General features: G+C 34.8%; 21 protein-coding genes, 1 tRNA gene, 2 rRNA genes and 2 pseudogenes. 20 read left to right on the top strand and 6 right to left on the bottom strand.

The window, feature by feature from the left end; translation table 11 throughout:
* Positions 1-59 precede the first annotated feature (59 nt).
* The 11 genes and pseudogenes from ONG75_RS05115 (at position 60) to ruvC (ending at position 6980) form a co-directional block, all read left to right on the top strand.
* On the top strand, positions 60-620 hold the full coding sequence (locus ONG75_RS05115; RefSeq protein WP_264375929.1) for a P44/Msp2 family outer membrane protein: 561 nt from the start codon (positions 60-62) through the stop codon (positions 618-620).
* A 234-nt stretch (positions 621-854) separates the two neighbouring features.
* Complete coding sequence (locus ONG75_RS05110; RefSeq protein WP_007302508.1) at positions 855-1325, top strand: P44/Msp2 family outer membrane protein; 471 nt, start codon at positions 855-857, stop codon at positions 1323-1325.
* 234 nt (positions 1326-1559) lie between these two features.
* Positions 1560-2039, top strand: a complete 480-nt coding sequence (locus tag ONG75_RS05105) for an acyloxyacyl hydrolase (protein WP_264375928.1) — start codon at positions 1560-1562, stop codon at positions 2037-2039.
* A 218-nt stretch (positions 2040-2257) separates the two neighbouring features.
* Positions 2258-2560: a 50S ribosomal protein L21 gene (gene rplU / locus ONG75_RS05100; RefSeq protein WP_007302510.1), complete on the top strand. Its 303-nt coding sequence runs from the start codon at positions 2258-2260 to the stop codon at positions 2558-2560.
* A 10-nt stretch (positions 2561-2570) separates the two neighbouring features.
* Positions 2571-2840 carry a 50S ribosomal protein L27 gene (gene rpmA, locus ONG75_RS05095; protein WP_006012184.1) on the top strand — a complete coding sequence of 90 codons (270 nt, stop codon included), beginning with the start codon at positions 2571-2573 and terminating at the stop codon, positions 2838-2840.
* Between the two features lie 8 nt (positions 2841-2848).
* Positions 2849-2925 (top strand) — tRNA-Ile (locus ONG75_RS05090).
* Between the two features lie 39 nt (positions 2926-2964).
* Positions 2965-4130, top strand: a pseudogene (gene metK / locus ONG75_RS05085) (methionine adenosyltransferase).
* 109 nt (positions 4131-4239) lie between these two features.
* Positions 4240-4947, top strand: coding sequence for a TenA family protein (locus tag ONG75_RS05080; RefSeq protein ID WP_264375927.1), 708 nt, complete (start codon positions 4240-4242; stop codon positions 4945-4947).
* Between the two features lie 9 nt (positions 4948-4956).
* Positions 4957-5616 carry a TenA family protein gene (locus tag ONG75_RS05075; protein ID WP_139686591.1) on the top strand — a complete coding sequence of 220 codons (660 nt, stop codon included), beginning with the start codon at positions 4957-4959 and terminating at the stop codon, positions 5614-5616.
* Between the two features lie 47 nt (positions 5617-5663).
* Positions 5664-6491, top strand: coding sequence for a cytochrome c oxidase subunit 3 (locus ONG75_RS05070; protein WP_264336919.1), 828 nt, complete (start codon positions 5664-5666; stop codon positions 6489-6491).
* Entirely contained in the window at positions 6492-6980 is a 489-nt protein-coding gene (gene ruvC / locus ONG75_RS05065) for a crossover junction endodeoxyribonuclease RuvC (RefSeq protein WP_264336920.1), read from the top strand.
* A 25-nt stretch (positions 6981-7005) separates the two neighbouring features.
* On the opposite strand, the gene ruvX is transcribed toward ruvC, so the two are convergent.
* Genes ruvX through ONG75_RS05050 form a run of 3 tightly spaced genes read right to left on the bottom strand, consistent with a single transcriptional unit; the run spans position 7006 to position 10434 of the window.
* Positions 7006-7473, bottom strand: a complete 468-nt coding sequence (gene ruvX / locus ONG75_RS05060) for a Holliday junction resolvase RuvX (protein WP_264336921.1) — start codon at positions 7471-7473, stop codon at positions 7006-7008.
* A gap of 57 nt (positions 7474-7530) precedes the next feature.
* Positions 7531-9315 carry a ribonucleoside-diphosphate reductase subunit alpha gene (locus ONG75_RS05055; protein WP_264375926.1) on the bottom strand — a complete coding sequence of 595 codons (1785 nt, stop codon included), beginning with the start codon at positions 9313-9315 and terminating at the stop codon, positions 7531-7533.
* A gap of 48 nt (positions 9316-9363) precedes the next feature.
* The gene (locus ONG75_RS05050; protein WP_264375925.1) at positions 9364-10434 is read right to left on the bottom strand and encodes a class I SAM-dependent DNA methyltransferase; all 1071 of its coding nucleotides are present in this window, start codon (positions 10432-10434) and stop codon (positions 9364-9366) included.
* Positions 10435-10765: 331 nt separating this feature from the next.
* Between ONG75_RS05050 and ONG75_RS05045 the strand changes: the two genes are divergently transcribed.
* The 5 genes and pseudogenes from ONG75_RS05045 to ltrA all read left to right on the top strand — a co-directional run bounded on the left by ONG75_RS05045 (position 10766) and on the right by ltrA (position 16714).
* Positions 10766-13530 (top strand): 23S ribosomal RNA (locus ONG75_RS05045).
* A 67-nt stretch (positions 13531-13597) separates the two neighbouring features.
* Positions 13598-13704, top strand: a 5S ribosomal RNA gene (gene rrf, locus ONG75_RS05040).
* 190 nt (positions 13705-13894) lie between these two features.
* A pseudogene (locus ONG75_RS07845) lies at positions 13895-14705 on the top strand (IS66 family transposase); the annotation flags it as partial.
* 568 nt (positions 14706-15273) lie between these two features.
* On the top strand, positions 15274-15423 hold the full coding sequence (locus ONG75_RS05035) for a hypothetical protein (RefSeq protein WP_264336130.1): 150 nt from the start codon (positions 15274-15276) through the stop codon (positions 15421-15423).
* A 43-nt stretch (positions 15424-15466) separates the two neighbouring features.
* Positions 15467-16714: a group II intron reverse transcriptase/maturase gene (ltrA, locus tag ONG75_RS05030; RefSeq protein ID WP_264336129.1), complete on the top strand. Its 1248-nt coding sequence runs from the start codon at positions 15467-15469 to the stop codon at positions 16712-16714.
* Positions 16715-16895: 181 nt separating this feature from the next.
* On the opposite strand, the gene rnpA is transcribed toward ltrA, so the two are convergent.
* Positions 16896-17273: a ribonuclease P protein component gene (gene rnpA / locus ONG75_RS05025; protein WP_080589533.1), complete on the bottom strand. Its 378-nt coding sequence runs from the start codon at positions 17271-17273 to the stop codon at positions 16896-16898.
* The gene (gene rpmH, locus ONG75_RS05020; protein WP_010404613.1) at positions 17257-17391 is read right to left on the bottom strand and encodes a 50S ribosomal protein L34; all 135 of its coding nucleotides are present in this window, start codon (positions 17389-17391) and stop codon (positions 17257-17259) included. Before rpmH ends, rnpA begins: the two co-directional genes overlap by 17 nt.
* A gap of 107 nt (positions 17392-17498) precedes the next feature.
* Here rpmH and pstC point away from each other — a divergent pair, with 107 nt between their 5' ends.
* The 3 genes from pstC to ONG75_RS05005 all read left to right on the top strand — a co-directional run bounded on the left by pstC (position 17499) and on the right by ONG75_RS05005 (position 20465).
* Positions 17499-18587 (top strand): phosphate ABC transporter permease subunit PstC, encoded by a 1089-nt coding sequence (pstC, locus tag ONG75_RS05015; RefSeq protein ID WP_264375924.1) that lies wholly within the window; start codon positions 17499-17501, stop codon positions 18585-18587.
* A 94-nt stretch (positions 18588-18681) separates the two neighbouring features.
* Complete coding sequence (atpD, locus tag ONG75_RS05010; protein WP_029237661.1) at positions 18682-20118, top strand: F0F1 ATP synthase subunit beta; 1437 nt, start codon at positions 18682-18684, stop codon at positions 20116-20118.
* 5 nt (positions 20119-20123) lie between these two features.
* Positions 20124-20465 (top strand): F0F1 ATP synthase subunit epsilon, encoded by a 342-nt coding sequence (locus tag ONG75_RS05005; RefSeq protein ID WP_264375923.1) that lies wholly within the window; start codon positions 20124-20126, stop codon positions 20463-20465.
* A 362-nt stretch (positions 20466-20827) separates the two neighbouring features.
* Here ONG75_RS05005 and ONG75_RS05000 read toward each other — a convergent pair whose 3' ends face one another.
* Positions 20828-22132, bottom strand: a complete 1305-nt coding sequence (locus tag ONG75_RS05000; RefSeq protein ID WP_264375922.1) for a coiled-coil domain-containing protein — start codon at positions 22130-22132, stop codon at positions 20828-20830.
* Positions 22133-22234: 102 nt separating this feature from the next.
* Here ONG75_RS05000 and ONG75_RS04995 point away from each other — a divergent pair, with 102 nt between their 5' ends.
* Positions 22235-23176, top strand: coding sequence for an IS5 family transposase (locus tag ONG75_RS04995; protein WP_264375921.1), 942 nt, complete (start codon positions 22235-22237; stop codon positions 23174-23176).
* Positions 23177-23197 lie beyond the last annotated feature (21 nt).

Raw genomic sequence — 23197 nt, 5'->3', positions numbered from 1 at the left:
TCCAATTTTTTTCTTGATGGTTATGCTTATATATGCATATGCTGAGATCTTAGATAAAAATGAAAAAATTATTTACCTTGTTGGTTTGTTGTTCTCTTTCAGTACCATCTTTTGGAGTTGATTGGATTAAAGATAGAATTTATACTTCTTTGTCATATAGCCGACTTGGTGTTAATTATGACGTTGGTTTTCACTATACAGATAGCGTTAAAATTTCAGTTGGCTATGTAATCAAACCTATTATTAATTCTCTAATCAAACCTACTCTTGATGAAGAATTTGGAGCAGTGGTGGGGCTTATGGCAAAGCTTCATTATCATCATAAATTTGAAAATACGGGTATTACTCCTTATATTACTGCTGGTGTTGGTGCTGTTATAGTGCGTACAATGAAGGCTAAACCTAATGTAGGTAGAGCTGATAGTATAGGTGAAAACATAAGTGCTCTACTTGGAGAGGCTTTCAAAGCTGTAGTCAATGATGAATTTTTTTCTTATCAAATAGGTTCTGGTATTAATCTTCCACTTTCTGAAAGAACAAGTGTTTTTGCTGGCTACAAATTGCAAAGGTTTCATAAAATTTTCCAGGGAATTGAGCTAGGAGTGAGTTTTAATTTATAAACTCTGATTGAATATTTTTAGTAAAGGCTAGTGGGAAATTATATTGAAGTGAAAGTAAGTGATGTAGACTCAAATGATGATTGCAGCAGATAGTGAAAGATATGCCAATTTGCAATTGCAAGAGAAAGACAAATAACAAAAAAATAAAATAATTCCAATTTTTTACTTGCAATTTATACTATTTTTAATATTTATATGCTTGTATATGCATATATTAATCTTTGGAGGATAAAAATGAAAAAGTTACTTACTTTCTTGGCTTGCTGTTCTTTGTCAGCACCGTCTTTTGGAGTTGATTGGGTTAAAGATAGAACCTACACCTCTTCGTCGTATGGTATGCTTGGTATTAATTATGATCTTGGCTATCATTGTACAGATAGCATTAAAATTTCATTTGGTCCTGCAGTTAAACTTGTTATGAGTGAAGGGATTTTAGACGCGGGACTTATGACAAAGCTTCATTATCATTATAAATTTGAAAATACAGATATTACTCCTTATGTTACTTTTGGTGTAGGAGGAGTTGCTAAAATTCCTCTTTCAGAAAATCAAGGGCCAGACGTAGAAGAATTTTTTTCTTATCAAATAGGTTCTGGTATTAATCTTCCACTTTCTGAGAGAACAAGTGTTTTTGCTGGCTACAAGCTGCAGAAGTTTCATGAACTTTCGCATGGGGTTGAATTTGGAATGAGTTTTAATTTGTAAGCTCCGATTGAATGTTTTTAGTGAAGTCTGGTTTGAATTTTTGTTGAAAAAAAGCAAGTGATATAGGCTAAAATGATGATTGCGGTAGGTAACAAAATGTGACAAAGAGAAGTTTGGCAATTGCAAGAGAAAGGCAAGTAGCTAAGAAAGTGATTCCGATTTTATTATGTAAGTTATGTAATTTTTAACTTTTCTGTGAGTATATATGCGTATATTCATGGTTAGAGGGTAAAAATGAAAAAATTACTTACTTTAGTAGTCTGCTGTTCTCTGTCAGCACCGTCTTTTGGAGTTGATTGGATTAGAGATAGAATCTATACTTCGTCGTCATATGGCAATCTTGGTGTTAATTATGATCTTGGCTATCATTATACAGATAGCATAAAAATTTCAGCTGGTCCTGTAGTCAAATCTGTTTTTTTTGGAGGATCTTTTGCAGAGCTAGGATTCATGGCAAAGCTTCATTATCATTATAAATTTGAAAGTACGGATATTACTCCTTATGTTACTTTTGGTGTAGGAGGTGGCGCTAAAGTATCTCCACCAGCACAGCAAGGTCAACAGCCAGACGTAGAAAAGTTTTTTTCCTACCAGATAGGTACTGGTATTAATCTTCCACTTTCTGAGAGAACGAATGTTTTCGCTGGCTATAAACTTCACAAGTTCAGTAATTTTTCTCATGGGTTTGAACTTGGAATGAGTTTTAATTTATAAGCTCCGATTGAATGTTTTTAGTGAAAGCTTGAGTTTTTGTTAACGTCGTAAAGTTTTCATGAGACTAAGAGAATTTGAGAGTAGTCAAGTTTTAAAACTTGACTACTCTCCACGAGGAAAAGCAGATAAAGGTAGAAGTATTTCATGTTTTTATTTATATTGACAGTATGTGTAACATCATTTACGATTAGTGTTAATAACAATAATTGATATTTGTCATGTTTGCAGTAATCGAAACTGGTGGAAAGCAGTATTTAGTAAAAAAAGGCAGCATAATTAAAGTAGAAAGATTACAAGCTGAAGAAAAAGAGGAAGTGGAAATCAATAAAGTGATTTGTGTTTCAAACAATGGCTTATCTTGTTCATCTAATGCTGTTGTTAAAGCTGAAGTACTGGAGCAGTGTAGAGATAAAAAAATTATAATCTTTAAGAAAAAGAGAAGAAAAAATTACCGTAGGAAAAATGGTCATAGGCAGTATATTACTGTTCTTCGTATCAATGAAATTAGTCTTCAAAAGTAAGAGGTAAGATATGGCAACTAAAAAATCAGGTGGTAGTTCCTGTAATGGTAGAGATTCGGCAGGGCGTCGGCTCGGGATAAAGAAGAATGGTGAGGTTATTCCAGGTAACATAATTGTACGTCAAAGAGGTACAAAATTTCATCCTGGAAAGAATGTTGGTATGGGTAAAGATCATACGATTTTTGCTAAAACGAAAGGCTGGGTGAGTTTTAGAAAATCAGCAAATAAAAAGACGTTTATTGATGTTGTGCCTACAGATGATATGCAAGCCTTGGCTTGAATAGATACGGGTCTGTAGCTCAGGTGGTTAGAGCGCACGCCTGATAAGCGTGAGGTCGGAGGTTCAACTCTTCCCAGACCCACCATTTAAATTTGCAATAGTTTTGATATTGTGTAACTAAACGATGGTTTTACATAAGAATTCAGTAACCAGTGAATCAGTAGCAGCCGGTCATCCAGACAAAGTAGCAGACCAGATTTCAGATGCAATACTTGACGAATACCTTTTTAATGACTCTTCCTCTCGTACTGCAATAGAGACTTTAGTTACTAAAGATAATGTTATTATAGCTGGGGAAGTATTTGGGCCGAACATTGAAAATAGCAAGATTGAAAGTATTGTACGGAATACAATAAAAGGTATTGGTTATGAGCATGATGGTTTCCACTGGGAAACAGTGAAAGTAAATATATTGCTACATGAACAATCAAATGACATTGCAATAGGTGTGGATCAAGGTGCTGGGGATCAGGGCATAATGTATGGCTATGCAACAATAGAGACAGAAAGCCTCATGCCGGCACCCATTTTTTATGCACACTCGATTCTGAGAAATATCATGAGTATGGTCAAAGGGGTAAAGCTTGGTCCGGATGCAAAATCGCAAATCACTTTGGCGTATGAGAATAACCTTCCAGTGCGTGCTGAAAGTATTGTTGTTTCAATACAGCATCTTGAGGATCTGAGTCAATCGAAAGTGAAGGAAATAATTTATCCTTGCATAGCTTCATCTTTACCTGAAGGGTGGATGTGCCCTAAAGAAAATCTCTTAGTCAATCCAACAGGTAGATTTGTTATTGGTGGACCAGTTGGTGATTGTGGATTAACCGGACGAAAAATTATGGTTGATACTTATGGAGGCTATATTCCACACGGTGGAGGAGCGTTTTCTGGAAAAGATGCAACAAAAGTTGATAGATCCGCAGCTTATATGGCGAGATACCTTGCTAAAATATTGTCTTTGCAGGTTTAGCTGAACGTTGTCTTGTGCAGCTTTCTTATGCAATTGGTGTCTCAAAACCTACTTCATTTTATATTGATACATTTGGCACGAATACAATAGATGAAGAGAGGATTAAAGGGTTTATTGAAGGTAACATAGATTTATCAACTAAAGGCATAATAAGACATTTATCACTTAATCGTCCTATATATAAACGTACAGCCTACTATGGACATTTTGGTAAAGAATCGGAAAGTGATGGTGGATTTTCTTGGGAAGGTGTGGACTTATCTACTGATTTTTGTAAAGAATTTAATATAGAAGAAAAAAGGAGAGAATTTCTTTAAACTATTAAACTCTTTTATTTCTAGCTTGATACTGATATAATAACTTATTATAAATTGTAAGTAACTTTTTAGTAACTATACTAGTTTTAATATTTATGAGGCTTACAAGATGTCCGACAAACCAAAAGAAGAATTTTACGATATTGCTGTAAGAGAGTCATCTGGCCTTATTGAAAAAATAATAAAACATCCTTTCAATGTTGAATTGATGAACAATACGCTAGATTATGAAAAGTTCAAATTTTATCTTCAGCAGGATTTTTTGTATGTAGTAGACTGCACTCGTGCTTTATTGATTATTGCAGCTAAATTTAATGACGTTGAAATAATGAATAAACTAGTTTGTGTAGCTGTGGGTACTTTTGCCACACGAGATTACTATAGAGAACATTTTGCAGATTGCGATTTGTCTGATAGCCACAAAAAGTCGAAGTCTTGCTCAGCTTTTACTAACTTCTTTGTACGTGTTGCACATCACAATTCTGTTGCTGAAGGTTTAGCAGCTTCTTACCCGTGCTTTTGTATATATCAAATAGTTGTACGTCATATTGCGAAAGGTAAAACTGTTGCTGATAACAAATATCAAAAATGGATAGATTTTTTTAACTCTGATGCAGCAAATACCATGATTGATGATGTAACTAACATTATGAACAGTCTATATAAAAAATCCAATGATAATGAGCAAAGGAATATGTTAGAATTCTTTCGTAGTGGGATGCAGCTTGAAATGGAATTTTGGAATGAGATATATTATAATGCAGGTAGCGACTTAGAATCTAATATAGAGTTACTCGTGTCAGAACCTTTATTTTGAGTGTTTTGCATGTTTAGTAATATAATTAAGAATTGCTATGGATCAAATCTTTTAAGAGATTTAACTAATCATCCTTTTAATGTTGAGTTGATGGAAGGTACTTTAAATATAGAGAACTTTAAATTCTATATCCAGCAAGACACGTTGTTTTTAGACGATTACATTCGTACCATATTGATTATTGCGTCCAGAATAGAAGATTGTAGTAATGTAATTCCACTTGCCAAAGTAGCGCAAGGGTCAATAGCTGTTAATAAGTTCTTGTGTGATCACTACTTTACTATATACGGTGTGAGACGCGGAAAAAAATCTCCTGTATGTTTTAATTTTACCAATTTTCTTTTATCTGTCTCATATAGTGATATCTATGAAACTGTAACAGTTTTATATTCTTGCATGTTTATATACAAAACTGTTACTGATAGTATGAAAAGTGGGTTCAAGGAAAATAACAGGTATAAGGATTGGTTTGATTTTTATAGTGGTAGTTTAATGGAGTATGGGTGCACTACTTTAGAACATATTGTTGATGAGTATTGCCAAAAAGTAGGAGAAAAAGAAAGAAGTAGAATGCTTGAGTTATTTAGGATAAGTGCACAATTTGAGTTAGATTTTTGGAATAGCGCATATAATTTTTCAGAATTTGATCGAGATTTTAAGAAATATTGACAATTTTAAGCTAATTTGTATGCTTGATACGTATTTTTAAAGATGATATGAAAAGTAAAGAGCATGATTTTCATTTAGTGGATCCAAGCCCCTGGCCAATTGCTATATCAGCAGCAATTTTTGTTCTTGCACTTGGGTTAGTTGGTGTATTTCATAAACAAACTTCTGGAATATTTGGTTTAGTTTTAGGAATCTCTGCAGTATCAGGTGTACTGTTTTATTGGTGGAGAGATGTAATAAGAGAAGCAATTTATGATAAATGCCATACTGCCATTGTAAAACATGGACTCAAGCTTGCAATGTACTTATTTATCCTCTCGGAAGTTGTGTTTTTTATAGCGTTCTTTTGTTCATTCTTTAAAGCCTGGCTTGATCCGGTTTTTTTATTTGAAGCGTTTTCTCCTACAAAAAAAGTTGAATGGCCCCCTGAAGGGATTTTACCACCGGATCCGTGGTCGTTACCATTTATGAATACACTAATATTATTGCTTTCTGGTACAACAATTACTTCAGCACATCATTTTTTACTTGAAAATGATAAAAAAAGCATGATTAAAATGCTGTCTATAACTATATTGCTTGGGATATTCTTTATAATAGTGCAAGCAATCGAATATCATGAAGCAAGTTTTTCTTTGCGAGAAACAGGAGAAAAACTTATTTATACATCCAACTTTTACATGATTACTGGTTTTCATTGTGTGCATGTTATAATAGGAATAATATTTTTGTCAGTATGCTTATTTAGAGCTCGAAAAGGTCAATTTACACCTCAAGATCACTTATGCTTTGAGTTTGCTTCTTGGTATTGGCACTTTGTCGATCTAGTCTGGATATTTTTATTTCTGTTTATTTATTGGTTAAGCCTTTATTAAGTGATTAAAATAATAGGCCTAGATCCAGGGATGAGTAAGACTGGTTGGGCCATTATTAGACTGGAAGAAAAGAATAATATTAAATTTTTGGGTGGCGGTACCATATCAACTGATGGTAAATTGGGTGTAGGTGAACGTCTACATATAATTTTTGAACAATTAAAGAAAGTAATTTTCCTATACTCTCCAAATGAAGCTGCTGTGGAAAAAATTTTTATTAATAAGAATCCAAAATCTTCGCTAACTTTAGGATATGCAAGAGCAATTGCAATTTTAATATTACGAATGACGGATTTACCCATGAATGAATATGATGCAAACTATATAAAAAAGAGCATTACTGGAAATGGTCATGCTGATAAGGGTCAGATTATATTTATGGTAAAGCAAATAGTTAAAAGCTCAAATATAAAATGTCACCATACTGCTGATGCTCTTGCTACAGCAATTTGTCATGCTTATACGAAAAATTTTTGTTTTATTGAGTAGTTTTACATGAATTCAGTTTAAAAAACTATTTGATGGCGTTTATCTTATCTAATGTTTGTTGTAGAATAATACATGCAGCAATTTTATCATCTATTTTTTTTGATTTTGTGATTGATATTCCAATAATTTTTAGTGCGTGAGTTGCAAGAGATGTTGATAGACTTTCGTCTTGTAGGTATATGTGTACTTTGCATTTTTTTATTATTTTATTTGCAAACTGGATTATTACTTTGCACCATTCGGTCTCTTGTTCATCTATTGTGAATGGTAGTCCTATTACCATTGATCCAGCTTCATTTTCTTTAAGCATTCTATTTAGATAGCCTAAATCTTTGCTCATATTTCTTCTATAATATATACTATGAGCTGTAGCTATAAGCTGTGTTTTATCACTAAATGCTATGCCTATTTGTTTTTCTCCCATATCAAGGCACATTATACGTTTATCTCTTGGAATAGACTTTAGAAATTCATCTGGATTTCTATGTAGCATCTATGAAAACATAACTTTTGTACAATTGTATTTTTGTGACAGTAAGTTATGTACAGTCTACTGGCATGATAGACATTCATCATAATTAATATCTGTTTTTTGTTGCAATATTTCACTTTTTTTGAATATGTCATGTGAGACCTTGTCAGCTCTCTGCATTGATTGTGATCTGCAGTAATACAAGCTTTTTAATCCTTTTTTCCAAGCAAGCATATGTATTTTGTGTAAGTAGCGTTTATGCACATTGGCAGGTAAGAACAGATTTACTGATTGAGATTGACAAATATAAGGAGTTCTATCACTTGCATGTTCTATGATCCATTGTTGATCAAGTTCGTATGCTGTTTTAAATGTCAGTTTTTCATGCTTGCTAAGAAAATCTAAATGCTGAACAGAACCCTCATTTGTTGAAATTGAGGACCATATTTCATCATTGTCTTGATTTTTTTCTGCTAGTAGTTTTTGCAAGAATTTATTTCGTACTACAAATGAACCTGTAAGTGTCTTCTGTATAAATACGTTTGCTGCATATGGCTCTATTCCAGGGGAAGTGTTGCCTGCGATAATCGAAATTGAGGCAGTTGGAGCAATAGCGAGCTTATGTGTAAACCTTTCCATTAGATCGATTTCTTTAGCATCAAGACATGGCCCTTTTTCTTCTGCTAATTTTTTAGAAACTACATCCGCTTGCTCGCGCAAATGCTTAAATACTTTTTTATTCCATTGTTGGGCTGTTACTGATTCAAAAGGAACCATTTTACTTTGTAAAAATGAATGAAAACCCATCACGCCAAGACCGATACTACGCTCTCTTATTGCGGAATATTTTGCTCGCTGTATTTCATTTGGTGCTTGGTTTATGAAATCCTCTAATACATTATCAAGAAAACGCATTATATCTTCTATGAAAAGCTCATTATCTTTCCATTCTTCGTAGTATTCAAGATTTACGGATGATAAACAACATACAGCAGTGCGCGACTTGTTCAGGTGATCGTAACCTGTAGTTAAAGTTATTTCACTGCATAGGTTTGACATTTTGATATCTAAATTGAGCTTTTTGTAAGGTTCTGGCTTATTGTTATTTGTTGCATCAAGGAAAATAATGTAAGGTTCTCCAGTTTCAACTCTTGCTGTTAATATTTTAATCCATATATCCTGTGCTTTTACTGTTGAAATAACTTTATTGTTATGAGGGCTTATTAAATCCCATTCTTGATCATCTTCAACAGCTTGCATAAACTTATCTGTTACTATTACAGCATGATGTATATTTAATGCTTTGCGATTTGGGTCACCACCAGTTGGCTTACGTAAATCTAGAAACTCTTCTATTTCTGGATGCCATACAGGAAGATAAACTGCTGAGCTTCCTCTTCTTAAGGATCCTTGGCTGATTGCAAGCGTCAGAGCGTTTTGTACTACGATAAATGGCACAATTCCTGATGTTTTACCGCTACCTTTGACACTTTCACCAATTGAACGTAAATTTCCCCAATAACTACCTATTCCACCACCACGTGCAGCGAGCCAAACATTTTCATTCCATAGATCAACTATTCCCTTCAAGCTATCTTCAGTTTCATTAAGAAAGCAGGAAATAGGCAATCCTCTTTTGGTACCGCCGTTACTAAGTATTGGTGTTGAAGGCATGAACCACAAGTTGCTCATGTAATCATAAAGACGTTGTGCATGTTTTCTATCATCAGAATAGTAATTAGCAATACGTATAAAGAGATCTTGATAACTTTCATTTTCTATTAAATACCTATCCAATAGAACTGCTTTTCCAAAATCGGTTAATTTACTATCTTTTGCGTAATTAATAGTAATGTAATTCATAAGGCTCCTTTTATGATAATATAGAAATTTATTTGAGCGATTTCTCGATTAAGTTGTTGAATTTGTTTGTGGATGTTGTAATGCAAATAAGATACCATCAACCTGACTGCCATATATTTTACAGTAACTCATTTGACTTATTTGCATATTTGTTTCTTTTGCAACATGCTGAATATAATCTTCTGAATGACGAAAATAATCTCCTTTGTTTACAAAGTCAATACCTTTACCTTCCTTTCTTCTTACTAAACATACAATAACCCCTTTTTTGTTTGTCAATCCTTTTGCTAGTTCCAATTCTGCTAGAAAATCATGTAGATAGTGTAGCACTTCAGCAAAGATAATTACATCATACTGCTGGTTCTTCTCTTGTTTAAGAAACTCTTTCATTTCTGTATGTATTAACTCATCGTAAACAGGTTTACCTTTTATAAGGCATCCTCTTGCAATATTGAGCATTCTATTTGAGATGTCAACTCCTGTTATGCGACTTCTAATATTACTTATTTTTAGGAAGTGACCACATATTCCAGTACCGCAACCAAGGTCGAGTATATTCAGTTTAGAAGTGGAGTTGTTAAAGACTTTTGTAATTATCATGTGTACTAGTTCATGCCCTCTGTATTGTTTGGCAATTAGCCAATGCTCAACAAAATATTCACCTGTGTAATCAAAATATTGTTTTATGAGATTTTCAGGCAATTCTACGATATCTGATGTGTTTGTTATTTTTTTTAAGTAGTAAGAAGCTTCTTTGTGACTACTATCTAATTTTAGTGTCTTTGTTAAATAATTATAAGCTTTATTAGTATTTCCTACTGCAAAATGACATCTTCCAATATTATAACAGACTAGAGGTAAATTGGGGTAGAATATGCTAATTAACCAAAATCTTAACTTTGCATCTGATATATTACCTTTATAGAAGTGATATAACCCGATTTCAATGTTGGTATTTAACAGGTTTTTAGATTTTTCAAGAAACACTACAATTTCTTTATGGAGAGTATTGTATTTATCCATAATGAAATTTTTTACTTTTTTAATATTTAATAAGCCAGTGAGCTTAGATATACAATTTAAAGCAAAGTTTTTTATAAAAGATAGATTACTTTTCATACATTAGAAATACTCCAAATGTTCATTTTCATTTTTAGGTAACTAATTTTAACACATTTTATCTTACAAAATATCTTTTTCATTAATTTTTCTGTACATATCAATTTGTCGAATATTTCTCAGATTGTACTGTTTAAGATTGCTGGTATATTGTTGTTGATAATAATAGGTAAATGTTTTGTGTAAAAAGGCGTTGACATATGATTTATCAGATTGTAACATATAAAAGATTAGTTTTTAGATGTTTGAAAAGTTTTATGGTAGAGATTATTTAATCTCAATTCAATTGTAAGTTAATATTTAACTCTGCATATTCTACATATAGTCAGATAAATAAATTATTAAGAGCACTTGATGGATGCCTTGGCGTTAAGAGGCGATGAAGGACGTGGCAGGCTGCGATAAGCTGTGGGAAATTGTCAACAAATTTTGATCCGCAGATTTCCGAATGGGGAAACCCAACTAGCTTAGCTAGTTATTATATACTAAGTATATAAAGCAAACTTGGTGAACTGAAATATCTAAGTAGCCAAAGGAAAAGAAATCAACCGAGATTCTGTTAGTAGTGACGAGCGAAAGCGGAAAAGGCTAGTGATTTAAAAATAAGAATTAGAATACTCTGGAAATGGTAACCATAGAAGGTGATAGTCCTGTATAAATAGAAAGTTTTTAAATCCTTGAGTAGAGCGGGGCACGTGAAATCCTGTTTGAATATGGGGGGACCATCCTCCAAGCCTAAATACTCCTTAACGACCGATAGTGAACAAGTACCGTGAGGGAAAGGTGAAAAGAACCCCGGGAGGGGAGTGAAATAGAATCTGAAATCAAGTGCTTACAAACAGTTGGAGCTCTATATCAATTTATTGATATTTAGAGTGACAGCGTACCTTTTGCATAATGGGTCAGCGAGTTAATCTATGAAGCAAGCTTAAGCCGGTAGGTGTAGGCGTAGCGAAAGCAAGTCTGAATAGGGCGTTTAGTTTTATGGATTAGACCCGAAACCAAGTGATCTAGTCATGACCAGATTGAAGGTATGGTAAAACATACTGAAGGATCGAACCAGTTAATGTTGCAACATTATTGGATGAGTTGTGATTAGGGGTGAAAGGCCAATCAAACTTGGAAATAGCTGGTTCTCCGCGAAATCTATTTAGGTAGAGCGTTGTATGTATGTTGTTGGGGGTAGAGCACTGGATAGACTAGGGGGATTCATCATCTTACCAAATCTAACCAAACTCCGAATACCAATAATTAATTATACAGCAGACACACTACGGGTGCTAAGTCCGTGGTGGAAAGGGAAACAGCCCAGATCACTATCTAAGGTCCCAAAATTACAGCTAAGTGGGGAAGGAAGTGGAAAAACCATTACAGCTAGGAGGTTGGCTTGGAAGCAGCCATCCTTTAAAGAAAGCGTAACAGCTCACTTGTCTAAATAAGTTTTTCTGCACCGAAAATGTACCGGGGCTAAAGCTGTATACCGAAGATGTGGGTGCTTATTAATTTCGATTAATAGGCGCGGTAGCGGAGCGTTCCGTAAGTCTGTGAAGGCGGTTTGTGAAAACTGCTGGAGATATCGGAAGTGAGAATGCTGACATAAGTAGCGTAAAAGAGTGTGAAAAACACTCTCACCAAAAATCTAAGGGTTCCTACGTTAAGTTAATCTGCGTAGGGTTAGTCGGTTCCTAAGGCGAGTCCGTAAAGGAGTAGTCGATGGCAATTAGGTTAATATTCCTAAACCTCTTAAGTGTGACGGGTTTTGTATTTGTATAGGTCTTATTGGATTGATCTATGCTTAAAAGAAGCTCCAGGAAATAGCACTTATATTTATGAGGCCGTACCGTAAACCGACACTGGTGGATGAGTAGAGTATACTAAGGTGTTGAAAGAATGATGTTGAAGGAACTCGGCAAATTATACCTGTAACTTCGGAAGAAGGGTAACCTGCTTTTAGGCAACTATGAGTAGGTGGCACAAAATAGGGAGTAGCGACTGTTTACTAAAAACACAGGACTCTGCAAACACGTAAGTGGAAGTATAGGGTCTGACGCCTGCCCGGTGCTGGAAGGTTAATAGGAGGGGTGCAAGCTCTGAATTGAAGCCCCAGTAAACGGCGGCCGTAACACTGACGGTCCTAAGGTAGCGAAATTCCTTGTCGGGTAAGTTCCGACCCGCACGAATGGCGTAACGATTTCTCCACTGTCTCCAACATCACTTCAGCGAAATTGAATTCCCCGTGCAGATGCGGGGTACCCGCGGTTAGACGAAGAGACCCCGTGCACCTTTACTATAGCTTTACATTGCTATTAAAAGTGTGATGTGCAGGATAGGTGGGAGACTTTGAAGTTATGGCGCTAGCTATAATGGAGTCAACCTTGAGATACCACCCTTTACACTTTTGATATCTAACTACGTTTCATTATCTGGAACTAGGACATTGTATGGTGGGTAGTTTGACTGGGGCGGTCGCCTCCTAAAAAGTAACGGAGGCGTGCGAAGGTAAGCTAGAGCTGGTCGGAAATCAGCTTGATAGTACAATGGCATAAGCTTGCCTGACTGCGAGGCTGACAAGCCAAGCAGAGACGAAAGTCGGTCATAGTGATCCGGTGATTCTGTATGGAAGGGTCATCGCTCAACGGATAAAAGGTACGCCGGGGATAACAGGCTGATGGTGTTCGAGAGTTCATATCGACGACACCGTTTGGCACCTCGATGTCGACTCATCACATCCTGGGGCTGGAGAAGGTCCCAAGGGTTCGGCTGTTCGCCGATTAAAGTGTTACGTGAGTTGGGTTTAGAACGTCGTGAGACAGTTCGGTTTCTATCTGCCGTGGGTGAAGGAAATTTGAGAAGATCTGACTCTAGTACGAGAGGACCGAGATGGATATACCTCTGGTGTACCAGCTGTTATGCCAATAGCATCGCTGGGTAGCTATGTATAGATGGGATAATTGCTGAAAGCATATAAGCAAGAAACCCTCTTCAAAAAGATTTCCCAATTAAGGCCGTGGAAGACTACCACGTTGATAGGCTAGGTGTGGAAGTATGGTAACATATGAAGCTAACTAGTACTAATAGCCTGATTGATTTATTTCCTTTCTATATGTGCATATGCAGTGTTAAATATTAAATTGAAATTTGTTAAGTCAGAAATTTTTATTGACTTGGTGACTATAGCAAAAATGAACCACCCGATCTCATTTCGAACTCGGAAGTGAAACTTTTTAGCGCCGATGATACTTAAAAAGGGAAAGTAGGTCGTTGCCAAGTTTATAAAAATTTCTTTTTATTTATATCTGTTCAGTAGAGCGATGAAACAAGGTAAACATAGAGTAGCTGTGAGGTAATATAACTGATCTTTTAGAACTTTGCGAAAACTTTAAAATAAAAGTAAAAAATTTAAAAGTAGAATTTGTCACCTATTTGTAAATGAGGAGAGAGATAGCAACATTTAACAAATCATCAAACAATTGGTCTTCCGAAAATCAAACTTTATATAATTGAATATTAATTAAGTTGTTGGAGATGAGGAGAAAGAAGAAGTAGCAAACTACCAAAAAGTAGATACATTTGGTCCAATAGTTAGGTGATAATTGTAGCACTCAGTGGATTTTATAAAAATTCAAAACGTGAAAATTATAAGTGATGTTTTTAATGTGAATTGAAAGCGTATCAAATAGTGAATATAGAATTCCCTCAAAATGCAAAAAGGTGTATGAGCAAATCGAATAAGAAAAGTGAGGTTTTGCGCATCAACGTGTTATAATAAAGGTAAACTTGGTTAGTGCTGAAGCAATACTGCAAGTTTTAAAGGGAAAGAAGATTTAAAAGACAGTGTATGTTGCAATCGTAATAGTCGCTGACAGGTACTTTGAAACATATCTGGACTATTGAAGTTAAAATTCTGGGCTGTTACTTAAAAAACGCATACACTGAATTATTTATGCTAAAAAAAGCTTTATTAAAAAATGAAACAGAAGTGTAAGAAAGTTGCAAAACGTATAAGGTATTACTTGAAGCTACCTATCTGAAGCAACTGGAGCTTTTCAAGTTGCGAAAAATATTTTAAAATCTGAAAGAATGATGTGAAATTTTTTAAGTAAACCAGAAAGTATTCCACTATCGCGCTGAACAGCAAATTAGGCATTATATCATTTACTGTAAAAGCTCATATTTTACGTAATCAGAGCTAGAAATTTGAAAGGATAATTTCATTATACTTAACATGGAAACAAAGAGAACTATACAATCCCCTGCCTATCGTTTCTTGAACCACTCCCCTGAACGGGTACTTTTACTTTTATCAAACTATTCTCTTATTGTAATAAGTTGCTTCTATATTCAAATTTAGCAACTTCCCTCTAGGATTATCCTTATTTTGTTCTAAGTATTGGCTTTGTTCAAATGCCATTCCCCATTGTGTACGATAGCTAGACTTTCTATATTCATAAAAACTCTCTTCAGCATTATTTGTATCGAGCTTTTTGTGTGCCGTAGAGACACAAGGAATGTTCAGGAAAGAGCAAACTAAGTGCGAAAGCTGCACAATAGATGAGGGTGGGCCCCTCGGAGCCGGTTTACAAGAGCAGGCTTCAAACAACCATAAGCTGCTTTGGTAAAGAGCCAAGGTAGTGAGCGTTATGGAAAAGGCGTAATTATGCGTCATGTGTGAAATAGAGAGATGAACGCAAGTGAACCACTGATTACACGTCGAAAGGTAATGCGATGATGTCAAAACCAGGGGAGAAAAAGTAACTTGGGATAAGCCTATCGGGAACTTGTCTACTGGGTAGGTGGCATCCGGCATATAGGTGGCATGAACCTATTTCAGGCTATTGTGTGGAACTATGGGAACCTGTCGTTTCGATGATAAGGGAGAAGTCCAAGGAGCTGAACTCTAAGGAAGAGAGTACTGATGCGAAAAACAGGGGCGGATTAGCTCGTAGTAGTGAAGAAGTTTTTGTAATGGAAATGGAGCGAAGGGGCTGAGTTATTTAGTTTTAATTATTTATCAACCGAAAGGGAAGAGTTAATGAATAAAACAAAATCTTTTGACATACCAAAGCAACTGATTTGGAAAGCTTATAAACAAGTATCCAAAAACAGAGGTGCGGCAGGTGTAGATGAGGTCTCGATAACAAAGTTTGAAGAAAATCTAAAAGATAATCTATACAAACTGTGGAATCGGATGTCATCCGGAAGTTATTTTCCAGAACCAGTAAAAGCTGTTGCGATACCAAAAGATACAGGAGGACAAAGAACTTTATGTGTTCCTTCAGTATTCGACAGGATAGGGCAAACAGCAGCTACTATGTATCTCGAACCGTTAGTAGAGCCGGAATTTCACGAAGATTCGTATGGTTATAGACCAAACAAGTCTGCACTGGATGCGGTAAGTACAGCGTGTAAGAGATGTTGGAGAAGTGATTGGACGATAGATCTTGATATTTCTGGATTTTTCGACAATCTGGATCATGTGTTAGCACTGCAAACTATCAAGAAGCATACAGATTGCAAGTGGGTCATACTGTACGTGGAAAGGTGGATGAAAGCCCCGATTCAACTAGCAGATGGCAGTAAGGTAGTTAGGAATAAGGGAGTTCCACAAGGAGGTTCTGTAAGCCCAATCATTTCTAACATATTTATGCATCATGCATTTGATATGTGGATGAGGCAAAACTACCCAACAATACCATTTGAGAGATATGTAGATGATGCAATGGTGCACTGTAAAACCCAGAAACAGGCAAAATTCATAAAAGACAAGATCGAAGAAAGATTGGCTGAGTTTAAGCTAAAATTACATCCTGAAAAGACACAAATAGTGTACTGTAAGGATGACAATAGGAGAGATGTGTTTCCAATACAGAGCTTTGACTTTCTGGGTTACACGTTCAGACCTAGACTGGCAAAGAACAATAAAATAGGAAACTATTTTGTCTCATTTCTACCTGCAATTAGCAACAAAGCCAAGAAGAAGATCAACCAAACCATAAGGTCATGGAAAATACGTAGGCAAACATATACAACACTAGAGAAAATATCAAAGAAAATAAATCCTATAGTCCGAGGCTGGTATCAGTACTATGGCAGGTTTTATAAATCAGAGATGTATCCATCTCTTAGAAATGTAGAGTGGCACCTAGTAGGATGGGTCAGAGCCAAATATAAGAAACTTCGAAATCATGGAAGACTAGCAAAGCAATTTCTAGCAAAAGTGAGAAAGAGGTCTCCAAATATTTTCTATCACTGGACACTAGGATTGGGATCAAAAGGCTGAATAACGGGAGCTGTATAAATTGAGAGGTTTACGTACAGTTCTGCGAGAGACTGGTGGGGAAGCTCCGCCGGTCTACTCTCCATCTTGTTTTCTTATACTCTCTACCATCAAGCACCCACATCTATTAATTTATTTTAAAAAGTTTACTTATCTTATCATAAAAAATATAGCTGTAAATACTTTAGTGAAAATTTCTTCTTATTTTATCTTTCTTTAAGCAAATATTGAGGTCTTTTTGTAAATTTTTATAGCCTGCTTGCATAATGTTTTTATGGGTTAGTATTATGTAATAGTATCCTACATTACTTATATTAGAAATGCTAACTTTAGCTAGCATTCGTAATTGCCTTTTTATTTTATTTCTTTTTGCTGCTTTTCCGACTTTTTTACTGATAGCCAGACCTACTCTAATAACATGAATATACTTTTCAGGTTCTCTTTCTTTTATAGCATATAGTGATATATATACCCCTCGATAAAAAAGACTGTCAGGTGCTAATCTGTTTTTAAAAGCAAAGGAAAACTCTTTTTTTTTATGCTTACTATGCGCATAATTTATTACACCCTAATGAGCGACGCTTATTAAGAATTTTTCTTCCAGCTTTTGTTGACATACGTGAACGAAATCCGTGTTTGTGCTTTTTTTTTAAATTTTTTGGTTGAAATGTTCTTTTCATTGTTTTTATATTAATATAACTATTTATTTTAAATTATTTTTCTCTATTGTCAAATAATGGTCAACTTCTATGGCATTCTTATTGAATAAAATTTGATATATGGAAAAATGAATTTAATTATAGGCGTACCTGTTTTACTAATCCTTTTATTTTGTTTGAGTAAGTTTCAAGCAGTAAGTAAAGTTAAGTCTTATATATATTTGAGTTGTATGTGGATGCTACCTTGTTTGTTAGCATTCTATGATGGTTATTTTATAACTTCTATTTCTATAGCGTTACTTTTTTTTATGCTGATTTTTATCTTTAAAGGTAAAAGAAATAAGATGGTAAAATTTTTGTTATTTATGGCTTTAGCAATATCACTTTTTATCACTTTATTTATAATGCTATCTATTTTTGTTCAGTCCATTTCTTTTTTTAATAAAGTAGCTATTTCAGAATTCTTATTTTGCTTAAAATGGAAGCATAATGTAGCTATTATTGGTGAAGGAGAGGTGGGGTGTTTTGGTATAGCGCCACTTTTAGTGGGGACATTACTTATAACTATTGTAGCAATGTTAGTTGCGGTGCCGCTTGGTTTATTTTCTGCAATATATATTAGTGAGTATGCGAGTGAAAAAGTGCGTTATGTTATTAATACAGCCTTACAGGTTTTGTCTGCTATTCCTACTGTTGTATATGGATACTTCTCAGTTGTATTTTTGTCTTTTTTTATAAAGCAGGTAGCGAATTTTTTTAATCTAAGTATACACTCAGAAAGTGCTTTGATTGCTGGTTTATCGATTGGAATAATGATTCTTCCTTTTATTATTTCTTTGCTTGAAGATGCTATAAGATCTGTTCCAAAAAGTTTACGTTATGGTTTTATGGCGCTTGGCGCAACACCAGCGGAAACTATATGGCATATAACAATACCTTATGCAATGCCTACAATTTTAAGTGCAGTTTTATTATCAATTTCAAGGGTGATAGGTGAAACAATGATTGTACTAATGGCTGTGGGAATCAATGCAAATTTGACCTTTAATCCTCTCAATTCAGTTACTACTATCACTGTACAAATTGCTACATTACTTACCGGAGATCAGGATTTCAATAGTGTGCAAACTCTTGCTGCTTATGCGCTTAGTTTGGTGCTGTTTGTTATTACTTGGCTATTGAATGCATTTGCACTATTTATAATGAAACGTAACTAGTAAGTGTTTTAATATTGCAAAATTTCTGTTAATAATATAAGATTTATTTTTTAGAAGTTCTTTTATAGAATTATAGTGTTAGGTGATGAAAGAGATGAATATAGGTAGAACGGTTAAGATAACTCAAGCAGTTGTTGATCTAAAATTTGAAGGCGAGTTACCTAAGATATTTAATGCTTTAAAAAGCAAACTAAAATGTAAGGGCAAGGAGCTAGTTTTAGAGGTTTCACAACATATAGGTGACAATATAGTTCGTTGCATTGCTATGGATAGCACAGATGGTATGTCAAGAGGTGATGAGTTTGTTGATACAGGTGCACCAATATCAGTTCCGGTTGGGCGCTCAACTTTAGGAAGGATTTTTAATGTTGTAGGAGAGCTTATAGATGAGTGTGGTCCTTTAAAAGGAAAGTATAATTTAGAACCTATACATAGATCACCTCCAAGTTTTACCGAGCAGAAGATACAGGAAGAGGTTTTAGTTACAGGAATAAAGGTTATAGATCTTCTTGCTCCTTATCTTAAAGGAGGAAAAATTGGCTTATTTGGTGGAGCTGGTGTTGGTAAAACAGTTCTGATAATGGAGCTGATTAACAACATAGCAAAAGCTCATAAAGGATTTTCTGTGTTTGCTGGAGTAGGAGAGAGAACGCGTGAAGGTAATGATCTTTATAACGAGATGATTACTTCGAATGTAATAGATATAAATGAGCACGAAAAATCTCAAGCCGTTTTGGTTTATGGTCAAATGAATGAACCTCCTGGAGCAAGGGCTAGGGTTGCTTTAACAGCACTAACTATGGCGGAGTATTTTCGTGATCATGAAAATCAAGATGTTCTATTTTTTGTAGATAATATCTTCCGTTTTACTCAAGCTGGCTCTGAAATTTCTGCTTTGCTTGGAAGAATACCGTCGGCTGTTGGTTATCAGCCAACTCTTGCGACTGATATGGGCGCTATGCAAGAGAGAATAGCCTCAACTACTGCTGGTTCTATTACTTCTGTACAGGCTATATATGTTCCTGCAGACGATTTGACCGATCCAGCTCCAGCAACGACATTCTCTCATCTTGATGCAACCACAGTGTTGTCAAGGCAGATAGCTGAAATGGGTATATATCCTGCTGTTGATCCACTTGACTCAACTTCTCAGTCTTTATCTGCTGAAATCATTGGTGAAGAGCATTATAATGTGGCTTCTGAAGTGAAACGTATATTGCAAACTTATAAGTCGCTGCAAGATATTATCGCAATACTTGGTATGGATGAACTATCTGATGAAGATAAAATTATTGTTGATAGAGCTCGTAAAATTCAGAAGTTTCTTTCTCAACCTTTTCATGTTGCGGAGGTATTTACTGGCATGTCTGGCAAATTTGTTTCACTTTCTGATACTATTTCTAGTTTTAAAGGAATTATTGAAGGTAAATATGATCACCTGCCAGAAGCTGCTTTTTATATGGTGGGAAGTATAAGTGAAGCAATAGAAAAGGCTGAATCAATAAAAGCTGAAGTTGGAGCCGGACATTAAAGATTATGAACACTTTTAAGGTGCAATTTTTTTCTCCTGATAATCGAATTTCATTCGATGAAGTGGTTTCGCTTTCAGTGAATGGGCTTGAAGGAGAGCTAGTGATTTTAGCTTACCATTCTCCTTACTTAATTTATTTATTGCCTGGTATAATTACTGTTCAAATGAGTAACCAGACAAAGGAAAAAGTTGTAATTGATAATGGTATATTAGAGGTTGCAAATAATAATTGTAGCATTATAACGAATCAAATTCAGGTTTTTGATCATTTGACTCATGATGAGGAATCATTAAAAAATAAGAGAGTTGGTATATATTTAGGTTATCTTGATGTCAAATCTCTTTAGGGGCTCTTTTTGTGTTCAAGAAATGAGTTTACTCTTGTCATTCCCACTTCAAGTAGCTGACACACAACTGTACGAACATTATGGTTCAGGGAAGATGTCATTCCAGTATCTTCCTTCTTTTCATCCCAGTGCGTGACACTGGGATCCAGATATAAAAAGTATTTGAAAATTATGCAGTAAACAATAGTTCTTAAGGACATATGTCAAAAACAATGTCCAAAAACTAGATCCCAGTGTCTAGGCACTGGCATGACATTATTTATTATGTGCCGTATTGCAATGTTCGTACAGCTATGTGTCACACTACTCGGATGACAAGAGGGGCTACTTGAATAAAGAAGCCGCTGGTCTCATGTGCATCTTTAAACATTTTCACGCTGACTTTGGCTACACACCTTTGATGGACTGCTGATTAAGTCTAGAAGTGAATTACAGTGATCGCTATGAAATGCGCTATCAAGGCTTAAAGACCTAGGTTTTTTTTCTGAATCATCAATTTCCTCTGTAAGCTGGTAAAACATTTTTGAATTATTATCAAAAACTTCCTTTTTATTAACAAGTACTTGATCAATTACTGGACTTAACAGTTCTACTTGGCTATTTAAGTATTGTACTTTATCGTTTAGCTCTTTTTTTTCTCTTATTAATCTTTCAATCTCATCTTCATATTCTTTAAACTTTAATTCCAGTGATGGACGGTACTTATTAACTATTTCTTCTTCTATCTCCTGCCGTAATTGCCCTCTTATTGTCTCGATCTGCTCATCTTTAAGCTCTAGCTCGTTCTTTAACGTTTCAAAATCCCACGTTAGCTGATCTGCCTCTTGTTCATCAGATTCCAAATGTGCGTTATGCTCATTTTCTAAATTTTGTATTTGAGATTTATAACTCGCTATACACTTATCCCTTGCACTTATCATGTGTTCTGCTTCCTCTATCTCTTCCTCTTTTTTTTCAAACTGGTTCAATTTACCTTGTAGTTTCTCTTGTTCTGCATTAGCAGTTTTTAGCTTTTCCTTCAGTTCTTCTACCTTTTCTTCCAGTTCCTTATTTTTTCCATAAATTTCTTGAATTTTCTGCTCTTGCTCCTTATTGAGCTGGATTATTCGCTCATCTGTTTTACTCATTTCTTTCTCAAGTCTTTGTTCCTTTTCTTTACACTCAACTTGTAAATCATTGCACTGTTCCTCCAATTCCTCAATTTTTTGCTTAGCCTCCACGAGTTCTTGTTCTGATTCTACTTGCTTTGCTTTTAACATTTGATTTGCTTCTTTCAGTAATAATAACTCTTCTTTCAAATCTGATATTTGTTGTTCACTGCTTTCTTTTGTACTATTGCTATAGTGTTCTAATTGATCAAGCTTGTCTTCCAAACTATACTTTTCTTCTTTCAGTTGATTTAATTCCTCGTGCAATTTTCTTAACTCACTTATCAACTCTTCTTTTCCTGCATTGGCAACTTCCAGCTTTTTCTTCAGGTCTTTCTTTTCTTCATATGCACCTTCAAGTTCTTGCGCTCTTTCTTGCAGCTCTGTTGACATATTTGCTAGCTTTGCATTTTTTTGTGTCAGTTCAGCTTGCAATTTTGCATTTTTTTGCTTTTCTTCTCCAAGTTCATTCTGTAAATCACTATTATGCTTTTCAAATTCTTGCTGGCTTTGTTGCATAGCTAGTGTTGGTTGAGGTTATTGTAAGAAGAAAAGCTTTTTAATATATGGCTACTAACGCATTTTGTTGTAAAATAGGCATTTTTCAAACAAGTACAACTTATGCCACAAAAAATGAGAGTAAGTAACCAAAGAGAATATAACGAGTTTCTCAAAAAAAGAGGAAATGTTTTTCATTTTGTTAATCAAGCCATAGAAAATTGGTATGAAAATAGTCCAAAAGTTGCAGGTGGCAATAACACTTATAGTGATAAAGTTGTAATTTTAATACACATAATAGTTCATCTTTTTAGAATTGGCTTGAGACAAGCTGTAGGTTTTGTAAAAGGTTATATGGTACAAATAGGCAAAAAACTTAAGATTATCAGCTATACACAAGCTTCCAGAAGATTTAAAAAGCTTAATTTGAAGATTGATGACCATAGAAGCAATAAAGATGATCTGGAAAATGTTGAAATTGCCGTAGATAGCACTAGAGTTAGTATCTACAATAATAACGGTGGGCATAGTAAGCTTAATATTCGAAAAAGGAAATACAGTGGTTATGGTCAAGTAAGAAAATTACATGTTGTTTTAAACATAAATGATAAGAAAGCAATAAGCATGAACTACACTAGTGGTGTTGCTGTAGACTATTTGCCGGTCTGCGATATGTTAGAAGAAGTCAGTGATAAATATAACATTTGTTCTATTCGAGCAGATGCGGCTTATGATATAAAAAGTGTGTATAAAGAATGCAGAAAATACAATATTGTGCCTATTATTCGCCCTAGGAAGGATACTAAAATTTGTTTAGCTGACTACTTATCAGAAAGAAACAAGTATATTAGTAGAATTAGGTCATATGAGAATTATGAAGATGGTATTAATGAATGGAAGAAAAAAGTTAAGTATGGAGCACGGTCTTATATTGAAGTCTTTTTCTATAGGTTGAAGCAAATATTTGGGTTTGGCTTGAAAAATAAATCAGAGGTAAATCGTGAAAAAGAGCTGTTAATTAAGTGCTACTTAGTATCCGTTCAGCGGAGTGGCAGAATAAGGTAGACAAGGTGATCTAAAAAGATA

It is taken from the genome of Wolbachia endosymbiont (group B) of Sphaerophoria taeniata, assembly GCF_947179355.1.
Taxonomy (GTDB): Bacteria; Pseudomonadota; Alphaproteobacteria; order Rickettsiales; family Anaplasmataceae; genus Wolbachia.
Note: the sequence above shows the minus strand (reverse complement) of the source record. Positions and strands in the feature narration are given on the sequence as shown.